This is a genomic window from Burkholderiales bacterium (assembly GCA_013695435.1).
GTDB lineage: Bacteria > Pseudomonadota > Gammaproteobacteria > Burkholderiales > JACMKV01 > JACMKV01.
Genome location: JACDAM010000052.1, coordinates 1 through 9,646 on the forward strand (window position 1 = coordinate 1; position 9,646 = coordinate 9,646).

9 protein-coding genes are annotated in these 9,646 nt (G+C 59.7%); 7 read left to right on the forward strand and 2 right to left on the reverse strand.

The annotated features are described in order from the left end of the window. Both H0V78_02940 and H0V78_02945 read right to left on the reverse strand, forming a co-directional pair. A partial coding sequence (locus tag H0V78_02940) for a DUF4331 family protein (GenBank protein ID MBA2350765.1) occupies positions 1 to 760 on the reverse strand: 760 nt, incomplete at its 3' end. Between the two features lie 203 nt (positions 761 to 963). Continuing rightward, positions 964 to 1,737 carry a DUF1223 domain-containing protein gene (locus H0V78_02945; protein ID MBA2350766.1) on the reverse strand — a complete coding sequence of 258 codons (774 nt, stop codon included), beginning with the start codon at positions 1,735 to 1,737 and terminating at the stop codon, positions 964 to 966. 267 nt (positions 1,738 to 2,004) lie between these two features. Here H0V78_02945 and H0V78_02950 point away from each other — a divergent pair, with 267 nt between their 5' ends. The 7 genes from H0V78_02950 to scpB all read left to right on the forward strand — a co-directional run bounded on the left by H0V78_02950 (position 2,005) and on the right by scpB (position 9,544). Then, on the forward strand, positions 2,005 to 2,910 hold the full coding sequence (locus H0V78_02950; GenBank protein ID MBA2350767.1) for a PHP domain-containing protein: 906 nt from the start codon (positions 2,005 to 2,007) through the stop codon (positions 2,908 to 2,910). A 1-nt stretch (position 2,911) separates the two neighbouring features. Continuing rightward, entirely contained in the window at positions 2,912 to 3,535 is a 624-nt protein-coding gene (locus H0V78_02955) for a threonylcarbamoyl-AMP synthase (GenBank protein ID MBA2350768.1), read from the forward strand. 72 nt (positions 3,536 to 3,607) lie between these two features. Further along, positions 3,608 to 4,273 (forward strand): site-2 protease family protein, encoded by a 666-nt coding sequence (locus H0V78_02960; GenBank protein MBA2350769.1) that lies wholly within the window; start codon positions 3,608 to 3,610, stop codon positions 4,271 to 4,273. Positions 4,274 to 4,331: 58 nt separating this feature from the next. Further along, positions 4,332 to 5,591, forward strand: coding sequence for a tryptophan--tRNA ligase (locus tag H0V78_02965; protein ID MBA2350770.1), 1,260 nt, complete (start codon positions 4,332 to 4,334; stop codon positions 5,589 to 5,591). Between the two features lie 130 nt (positions 5,592 to 5,721). After that, entirely contained in the window at positions 5,722 to 8,121 is a 2,400-nt protein-coding gene (lon, locus tag H0V78_02970) for an endopeptidase La (protein ID MBA2350771.1), read from the forward strand. Beyond that, positions 8,108 to 8,983, forward strand: coding sequence for a segregation/condensation protein A (locus H0V78_02975; protein MBA2350772.1), 876 nt, complete (start codon positions 8,108 to 8,110; stop codon positions 8,981 to 8,983). The genes lon and H0V78_02975 overlap by 14 nt, the downstream gene beginning before the upstream one ends. Positions 8,984 to 8,998: 15 nt before the next feature. Next, a complete protein-coding gene (scpB, locus tag H0V78_02980; GenBank protein ID MBA2350773.1) occupies positions 8,999 to 9,544 on the forward strand; it encodes an SMC-Scp complex subunit ScpB in 546 nt (181 codons plus the stop codon). Positions 9,545 to 9,646 lie beyond the last annotated feature (102 nt).

The window sequence follows — 9,646 nt, forward strand, 5'->3', positions numbered from 1 at the left end:
TGTTGAATCCGCCGGTTCCGTCCGCGCCGGGGGCTGTCGGATTGATTAAATCAAAGGCTGTCCCCAGTCCGACGTAGAAGCCTTCATCGCGCGGACCGACGAAAGAGCGCAAGCCTCCCGAATTGGGCGCGGTATGAACCGCCATCTCGGCGAGGTTCTGGTATGCGAGGGTAGTGTCTCCTTGCACGGGAGTTCCTCCCCTTCCCACCGCAGCAAAATTGATTGACTTCGGTCCGGGACGATTGGGCGCGGTTCGCACGTTATTAAGCAGCACACGCCCGGTGCTCGTCGTGCCTCTACCGCGTTCCGTAAGCGTGTAGCTTTGCGGCTGGTTCAAATTAACATACTGCGAAGTCGGGTCAAGCGGATTCGGCGGCGGCAGAATCGTGTTCGTGGCGTAGAGATACGTGCCGGGGTCAACGATTCTAGTCGTGAACTTGAACTCGTATGTCAGATCCGCAAGTGCGTCGCCGTCCACGTCAATGAGGATCTCATAGTTGACGAAGTCGGAAAGCTTGTAGAAGTTCGGACCATTGGCCGGCTCTTGGAGCGGGACGAAATTACTGAGGATGGTCACGTAGTCGGAGCGTCCCGCTTCGGTGCTGACGAAGGCGTAAACATCGGTGTTGTCCGCCGCCGGGTCTTCCGAGATGAACGGAGCATCCCGGTGGCTTGAGGCATGGGCGGACGGTGCGACCATGACCCCCGTGATTGAACTGAGGGCGATGGCGAGCGTGGACAATCCTATTCGATTTTTCACGACTAACTCCTTTGGTTGAAACGCGGTGGTTTTAGCTGCATAACGTAGAGCCGAGCTTCGTCCGTCGCCCGCACATTGGTCTGTGCGACATCGCACTTAAGCCATAATGATCGTGTAAAGATTTTCCCGCTGGAGACGAAGGCGCCGGGGCAGGTCAGCAGAGATATCGACCGACGAGCCCGAAGCGCAATGCGCAGCGAGCGCTATTGGCACGCGGGCAGAGCCAGCGCCTGCAGCACGTCGCCGGTTTTCGCGTTCTGTACAAAGGCGACGAGTGTAGTGTCGGCAGCCTTCCAGTGGTGCTTGACATCGAACGTTTTTTTCAGAGCGGTCATGCCGTCGGCGTCGGTCCTGAACGGCCCGGCGAGTTCACGCACGACGAAATCGTGGTGCAGCGTGACGCCGCGGTTTTCGCCGGCCTTGATGTCGCTGACAAGGTTATTTTCGATCAGCGCGACATAAGCTTCGGCGTGCTGGTGATGATCCGGATTGGCAACGGCAACATTGCCGCTGACTTCGTAATGCGCGGGATCGGCGCGATTCAGCATCAGGCTGATCGTCGCCTCCGGCATGTTCTGGTTGATCTTGCCGAGCATGCCGGCGAAATCGCCATGCTGCTGGCCGCGCAAATCCTTGCCGTTCAGCACGAGTTGCGGCGTGTAGATGACAGACGATCCCTGGCGCGAACTGGCCGTGCGCTGGCGATCGCTGTATTTTTTGTCCGAGTAAGGATCGTTCCAGCCGATGTAATTCCAGTAATCGACATGGAAGGCGAGAGGAATGACGCGTTCGTTCACCAGGTTTCGGGTGCGCAAGCTGCTGACCCAGCGATCGGTCGGCGGGCAACTATTGCAGCCTTCCGACGTATAAAGCTCGAGCACGGCGACTTTGGTAGCGCCGCTTTTCGCGGAGCATTCCAATGCGGCTACCGTCGCCGCTGCGGGCAGGGCGGAAAAAATGAAAGGCGCGGTGAGCATCGCGGAGCGAAAGATACGGCGCCGGAAAAAGCGTGACAACAGAAAGACGGGTAATGAGGAAATAAATTCGGAAATCAATCGGCGATGGAAACTCGGGCTGCGCATAGTGGTTTTCCTCGGTATCATCGCGTTGAACGCGAATCAGGTTCGTAAAGTCAGGTTCGTACAGTCGGCGCCGCCGTAACGGGAGGCGCCCCGGTTCAAGGTGGTTTGCCCAGTGGTTTGCCAGATGAGCGCCTTGATGCCTCTTAGTCGCGGCAGCACGCCATGCTTTACATAGATCTCCATTGTCATTCCCGCTATTCCGATGGTCTGATGGCGCCGGCCGATGTCGTTCGGCGGGCGGCGGCCAATGGCGCTCGCGCGCTGGCGCTGACCGATCACGACGAAACCGGCGGTCTCGCGGAAGCGCGCGCCGCTGCCGCCGCACTGGGCGTCGCCTTTATCACGGGAGTAGAGATATCGGCGACGTGGCGCAATCACAATCTGCATATCGTCGGTTTACGTTTCGATGCGGACAATCCCGCGCTTCAGCGCGGGCTCGCCGCGATACGCGACGGCCGTGTCGAGCGCGCAAAGCGCATGGCGGCCGAACTCGACCGGCTGGGCATCGAAGGCAGCCTCGCCGGCGCGCAAACGCACGTTTCGAATCCACGCATGATCGGGCGCGCTCATTTCGCGCGTTTCCTGGTCGAACGCGGCCATGCCAAAGATGTTAAAGCGGTCTTCAAAAAGTATCTGGCCGAAGGCAAACCCGGGTATGTCGCGCACCAGTGGGCGAGCCTCGCAGATGCCTTGGGGTGGATCAGCGCCAGCGGAGGCGTTGCCGTCATAGCGCATCCGGGCCGGCTCAACGCTGACGACAAGACGCTTTGCGAGCTGTTCGCCGAATTCAAAGAGCACGGCGGCAGCGCGATCGAAGTGGTGACCGGCAGCCATACGCCGCCGCAATGCGGGCAGTTCGCGGAATACGCGCGCCGCTTCGGCTTGGCCGCATCGGTCGGATCGGATTTCCATGGGCCTCTGGAAAGCGCGCGTGATGTCGGCGCGTTGCCGGAATTACCGGCAGGCTGCGTTCCGGTCTGGCAGGATTGGGCGGAGTGCAGGGCAGAGAGTTGGACGCAGATCGGGACAGAGGCCGGCACCCCCAAAACGTCATCGCCGGCCGTTTGACATGGCCCAGTTTTTTACGATTCATACGGATAATCCGCAAATCCGCTTGATCCGGCAGGCGGCAAACATCGTGCGCATTGGCGGCGTCATCGTTTACCCGACAGATTCGTGTTACGCGCTCGGCTGTCATCTCGGCGACAAGGACGCAGTCGATCGAATACGTGCGATCCGAGCCGTCGACGCCAGTCATCATTTCACGCTGGTGTGCCTCGATCTTGCGCAGATTTCGCGATATGCGCGCGTCGATGACCAGCAATACCGCCTGCTGCGCGCGGCGACGCCGGGCAGTTACACGTTCATTCTGCGCGCCAGCCGCGAGGTGCCGAAGCGCCTGCAAAATCCGAGGCGCAAGACGATCGGAGTGCGGGTTCCCGAACATCGCGTTGTGCAGGATTTGCTGACCGAATTGAATGAGCCGCTGTTGAGTTCGACCTTGATCCTGCCCGGCGACGACACGCCATTGAACGACGCCGCGGCAATCCGCGAGCGGCTCGAGCACAGCGTCGATCTCGTGCTCGACGGCGGCTCGTGCGGGCTGACCATGACCACGGTGGTCGATCTGACGGGCGAAACACCGCAAATCATGCGAGAGGGCAAGGGTCATCCTGGCGTGTTCGGTCTTTAATCGCGCGCATGTCTCGCGTTGGCGACTTTTTTACCGGCACCTGTCTATCGGTTCTAACCTCCCCAAGGTCATATGGAATACAACCTGATTCAGACGATTGCGATCTACGCTTTACCGGTGATATTCGCGATCACCCTGCACGAGGCGGCGCACGGTTATGTCGCGCGTCATTACGGCGATCTGACGGCGTATGCGGCGGGGCGCATCAGCCTGAATCCGCTGCGCCATATCGATCCGGTCGGCACCGTGCTGGTGCCGCTCGCCTTGCTGGCGTTCGCGAAGCTGGCTGGCGGCCCGGGCATTCTGTTCGGATGGGCCAAGCCGGTGCCGGTCAATTTCGCCAACCTGCGCGATCCTAAACGCGACATGTTGTGGGTCGCGGCGGCCGGTCCTGCCATGAATCTGGCGATGGCGCTGTTCTGGGGTGTCATGCTGAAAATTGCGCTGTCGATGCCCGAATCGAGCTTCAGCGTGCCGCTCGCCTTGATGAGCAACGGCGGCATTTTGATCAATGCCGTGCTGATGGTTTTGAACCTGCTGCCGGTGCCGCCGCTCGATGGCGGCCGGATTGCCGTAAGCCTGCTGCCGCATCGTCTCGCTTACCGTTTCGCGATGCTCGAACCGTATGGGTTGATCATCATCGTCGTACTGTTGTTCAGCGGGGTGTTGAGTGCCATCATTGCGCCTTTTATCGGCGCGACCAACGGGCTGATCCAGTGGCTTTTCGGCATAAGCTAGTTCCCGCCAGCGAACCGGCGGCTGACGCGTCGCGGGCGGCAACTCGCTCTTCCACTTCATGACGAAACCGAACGCAGCGCGGGTTTTATCGGGCATGCGTCCGACCGGCCAGTTGCACCTGGGCCACTATCACGGTGTCCTGAAAAACTGGGTCGGATTACAGCGCGAGCACGCGTGCTTTTTTTTCGTTGCCGATTGGCACGCGCTGACGACGCATTACGATTCGCCGCAACTGATAGCCGCCAGCGTATCCGACATGCTGATCGACTGGCTGGCGGCGGGCGTCGACCCCGAGCAGGCGACCTTGTTCATCCAGTCCCAGGTTCCCGAGCACGCCGAACTGCATCTGCTGCTGTCGATGATCGCGCCGCTCGGTTGGCTCGAGCGCGTGCCGACCTACAAGGACCAGCAGGAAAAGCTGACCGAAAAGGATTTGTCGACGTATGGTTTTCTCGGTTATCCGTTGCTGCAAAGCGCCGACATTCTGGCGTATCGCGCCGAACTCGTACCGGTCGGCGAGGATCAGGTTCCGCATATTGAATTCACTCGCGAAATCGCGCGCCGCTTCAATCATCTTTACGGCAAGGAACCCGGCTTCGAGCAAAAAGCCGAGCGCACGGCTGCCAGGCTGGGCGCGGACAAAGGTCAATTCCTCGAATTGCGCACCCGCTATTTGCAGAATGGCGACCTTGCTGCGCTGGAGGCCGGGCGGGCGCTCCTTGCCCATGCGGATTTGCGTCGCGAACAGCGTGAGCAGCTGAGGGGTTATCTCGAAGGCGGCGGCAAAATCATCCTGCCGGAGCCCGCGGCGAAATTGACCGCAGCCTCGAAAATGCCTGGCATCGACGGCCACAAAATGTCGAAGTCTTACGGCAACACGATTTCATTGCGCGAGGACGAAACGTCGGTCGTCAAGAAAATACGCACCATGCCAACCGATCCGGCGCGTGTCCGGCGCACGGATCCCGGCGATCCGGACAAATGCCCGGTCTGGCAATTTCATCTGGTCTACTCGGATGAGCCGCGCCAGCAATGGGTGCGGCAGGGCTGCACGACGGCCGGAATCGGTTGCCTTGAATGCAAACAGCCCGTGATCGACGCCGTGCTCGCCGAGCAGAAGCCGATGCGGGAGCGCGCCAGCCATTACATCAGCGATCCGTCGTTGCTCAATAAAATCGTTGCCGAAGGTTGCGAGCGCGCGCGCGCCGCGGCCGGCGCGACGATGCGCGAAGTCCGTACGGCCATGGGCTTGTCTTATCCTTCGCTTGAGGAAAAGCGCGCAAGCGCGCAACAACATGCCGCGCTTCCGCTAGAATAAGCTTGCCTGCGAAAGCCGCTTCGTGTTCGTTGCCTGATATTCGTCGGCCAGGCTGTATCAATAAGGTCATGCTTCGAGATTCGGCCCGCACAGTGCTGCCCTCAACCCAATTCGATTCCATACAAAGCTGATGCCCGATTCGCAATCGCCGCAAGGCGAACTTTCCGAATCGCAAACTGACGGCGAAGCTCGTACGGCGCTGCCGGTTCCCGTCAGCACGCTTCCTGCGACTTTATATCTGTTGCCGATGTCGGACCGCCCGTTTTTCCCGGCGCAGAGCCTGCCGCTGTTGCTGAACGAGCGGCCGTGGCTGGAAACGATAGACAGGATCGGCGAGACCGAACACAAGATGGTCGGTCTCGTGCTGGTCAAACCCGATCGCCCCGAGGATGCCGGGCAGCGCGATTTTCATGCGGTCGGCACGGTAGTCCGCATGCATCGGCCGATGAGCACTGACGGCAAGATGCAATTCATAGCCGAAGGCGTGGCGCGCTTTCGCATCCTCGACTGGATTTCGATCAAACCGCCGTACCTGGTCAAGGTTGAGTATCCGGCGGACGGGCGGAATCAGAATCAGGATGCGCTGCGCGCGTATGCGATGGCGATCATCAACACCATTAAGGATCTGGTTCCGCTGAATCCGCTTTACACCGAAGAGGTCAAGTTTTTTCTGAACCGTTTCAGCCCGAACGAGCCGTCGGCGCTGGCCGATTTCGCGGCGAGTCTGACGACATCGAGCAAAGACGACTTGCAGCAGGTGCTTGGCGCATTCAATTTGCGCCGGCGCATGGAAAAAGTGCTGGTGCTGATCAAGAAAGAACTCGACGTCGCAAAGCTGCAATCGCATATACGCCGTCAGGTCACCGACAAAATCGAAGGTCAGCAGCGCGAATTTTTTCTGCGCGAGCAACTGAAAGCGATTCAGAAAGAGCTGGGCATCGCGAAGGACGATCGCACCGCCGATATCGAGCGTTTCCGCGATCGCGTCGACAAGTTCAAGCTGAAGCCGCCGGTCGAAAAGCGTATCGAGGATGAATTGCAGAAACTGTCGCTGCTCGAAACCGGTTCGCCGGAATACGCGGTCACGCGCAATTATCTCGACTGGCTGACGCAACTGCCATGGGGCAGGCATTCGAAGGACAAGCTCGATCTGAAGCGCGCGCGCAAGATACTGGAGAAAGATCATTACGGCCTCGACGACGTCAAGGACCGCATCATCGAATTCCTCGCCGTTGGCGCAATGAAAGGAGAGATCGCCGGATCGATCCTGCTTCTGGTCGGACCGCCCGGCGTCGGCAAGACGTCGATCGGACGCTCGATCGCGTCCGCGCTGGGACGCGAGTTCTACCGTTTTTCGCTGGGCGGCATGCGCGACGAAGCGGAAATCAAGGGCCATCGCCGCACGTATATCGGCGCCATGCCGGGGAAATTCATCCAGGCGATCACGGAAGCCGGGGTCGCCAATCCGGTGATCATGCTCGACGAAATCGACAAGATCGGCGCGTCGTATCACGGCGATCCGGCCTCGAGCCTGCTCGAAGTGCTCGATCCGGAACAGAACATCGACTTCCTGGACCACTATCTCGACGTGCGCTTCGATCTTTCGAAAGTGCTGTTTGTCTGCACCGCGAATCAGTTCGACACGATCCCCGGTGCTTTGCTCGATCGCATGGAAATCATCCGCTTGTCGGGTTATATCACTACCGAAAAAGTGCAGATTGCGAAACGTTATTTATGGCCGAAGCAACTCGAAAAAGCCGGCATTGCGCGCGAACGGCTGGTGATAGGCGAAACCGCGCTGCGCCATATCGCGGAAGGCTACGCGCGCGAATCGGGAGTGCGCAGCCTCGAAAAACAGCTCGGGCGGCTGGTGCGCAAAGCGGCCGTGAAGTTTATCAATGGCGAAACCGGGCCGCTCACGATCAGTGTGAAAGCCGTCGAGGAATGGCTGGGCAAACCGGTTTTCGGGCGCCAGAAGCCCCTGTCCGGCGTTGGCGTCGTGACCGGGCTGGCTTGGACGGCGATGGGCGGCGTCATTCTGAGTATCGAAGCGACGCGCGTGCACACAAAAAGCCGCGGATTCAAACTGACCGGCCAACTTGGCAGCGTGATGAAAGAATCGGCCGAAATCGCATTCAGTCACGTCTCTTCTCACGTCAAGGAATTCAACGGCAATCCGGCTTTCTTCGACAACGCGCTGGTGCATTTGCATGTGCCAGAAGGCGCGACGCCGAAAGACGGACCGAGCGCCGGCATTACCATGGCGACGGCTTTGCTGTCGCTCGCGCGCGATCAAAAGCCGGCCAGGCAGCTTGCCATGACCGGCGAGCTGACATTGACAGGCCAGGTTCTCGGCGTCGGCGGAATCCGCGAGAAAGTCATTTCGGCGCGGCGCAGCAAGGTCATGGAGCTGATTCTGCCGGCAGCAAACCAGCGCGATTACGACAAGCTGCCGGCGTATGTGCGCGAAGGCTTCGTCATACATTTCGTCAAGACTTTTCGCGAGGTCGTTCAGCATGTCTTCGGCTAATAACGAAGCGCCGGACGGCGCGGCAGATTTGACGTCGGCAACTGTCGCAGCATCTGCGCCGCTGGCGCGGCTGCGCGGCGAGCCGATGCTCGAAATGCCGCGCGACCTGTACATTCCGCCTGACGCGCTGCGGATTTTTCTGGAGACGTTCGAAGGGCCGCTCGACCTTCTGCTTTATCTGATTCGCCGGCAGAATTTCGAAGTGCTCGACATTCCGATGGCCGAAATGACGCGTCAGTACATGGATTACATTGCGCTGATGCGCGCGAATCAGCTTGAACTTGCCGCCGAATACCTGCTGATGGCAGCGCTTCTGATCGAAATCAAATCGCGGATGTTGTTGCCGAAGCCGGGCGGGAATATCAGCAGCGAAGTCGATCCGCGCGCCGAACTCGTGCGCCGTTTGCTCGAATACGAGCAGATGAAACAAGCCGCGCAGAGCCTAGCTGCGCTGCCTTGCGCCGGCCGTGATTACCTGCTGGTTCTGGTCGAAATCGAATGCAGCACGGCACAGCGCCTGCCATCGGTAACGGCAATCGATTTGCGCGCTGCGTGGTCGTCGGCCATGACGCGTGCGCAGCAGAATCGGCACCATAAAGTCAGTCGCGAAACGCTGTCTGTGCGCGAGCAGATGACGCGCATCCTGCGCCGTCTGCGGCATGGGGAGTTCGTGGATTTCGCCGATTTGTATCGATCGGAAAAAGGCGCTGCTGAAATCGTCGTCTGCTTTCTGGCAGTGCTCGAGCTCGCGCGCGAAGCACTGATCGAGGTCAGCCAGGACGAATCTTTTTCGACGATTTACCTCAAGTCGGTTGAAACCAGGTCCGGACAGGGCGGCGAGCAAAACAGCAATGCCGCATGACTTTGGGCGATAGACATGACTGCGCCGCTGTACGAGCTGTCCGAGATTAAATTGATCATCGAAACCGCGCTTCTGACCAGCCCCGCGCCGTTGCAGCTCGCAGAACTCAAGAAACTGTTCGATGAAGACCTGGGCGCCGAAACCTTGCGAAAAATTCTCGAACAGCTGCGGCAGGATTGGGAAGGCCGGGGAGTGGAACTGGTTTTGGTTGCCAGCGGCTGGCGCTTTCGCGCAAAGCCCGAGTATCAGCAGTACCTCGACCGTCTGATGCCGGAAAAAGCACCGCGCTATTCGCGCGCGGCAATGGAAACCCTGGCCATCATCGCCTACCGGCAGCCTGTGACGCGCGGCGATATCGAGGAAATTCGGGGCGTGACGGTTTCGGGCAGCGTGATTCGGGCGATCGAAGCGCGAGGCTGGATCGATGTCGTCGGCCACCGTGAAGTGCCGGGCCGTCCCGCGCTTTATGCGACCACGAAGCAGTTTCTCGACGACCTGAATCTGCGCTCATTGAGCGAACTGCCGCCGCTTGAAGAAATCGGCGCGATGCAGGACCTGTAGTACAGGCGGCGCCGAGCCAGGGCCTGTTTACACATAAATCATGCCCCGCGCTTTGGTCTCGCGGGATGCGATGCGAGGCGGACCGCGCGCGCAGGGCCATTC

Bases quoted from the DNA above. Each gene is read 5' to 3' on its own strand.
- H0V78_02945 (MBA2350766.1), bottom strand. From the start codon at position 1,737: ATGCTCACCGCGCCTTTCATTTTTTCCGCCCTGCCCGCAGCGGCGACG.
- H0V78_02950 (MBA2350767.1), top strand. From the start codon at position 2,005: ATGCTTTACATAGATCTCCATTGTCATTCCCGCTATTCCGATGGTCTG.
- H0V78_02955 (MBA2350768.1), top strand. From the start codon at position 2,912: ATGGCCCAGTTTTTTACGATTCATACGGATAATCCGCAAATCCGCTTG.
- H0V78_02960 (MBA2350769.1), top strand. From the start codon at position 3,608: ATGGAATACAACCTGATTCAGACGATTGCGATCTACGCTTTACCGGTG.
- H0V78_02965 (MBA2350770.1), top strand. From the start codon at position 4,332: ATGACGAAACCGAACGCAGCGCGGGTTTTATCGGGCATGCGTCCGACC.
- lon (MBA2350771.1), top strand. From the start codon at position 5,722: ATGCCCGATTCGCAATCGCCGCAAGGCGAACTTTCCGAATCGCAAACT.
- H0V78_02975 (MBA2350772.1), top strand. From the start codon at position 8,108: ATGTCTTCGGCTAATAACGAAGCGCCGGACGGCGCGGCAGATTTGACG.
- scpB (MBA2350773.1), top strand. From the start codon at position 8,999: ATGACTGCGCCGCTGTACGAGCTGTCCGAGATTAAATTGATCATCGAA.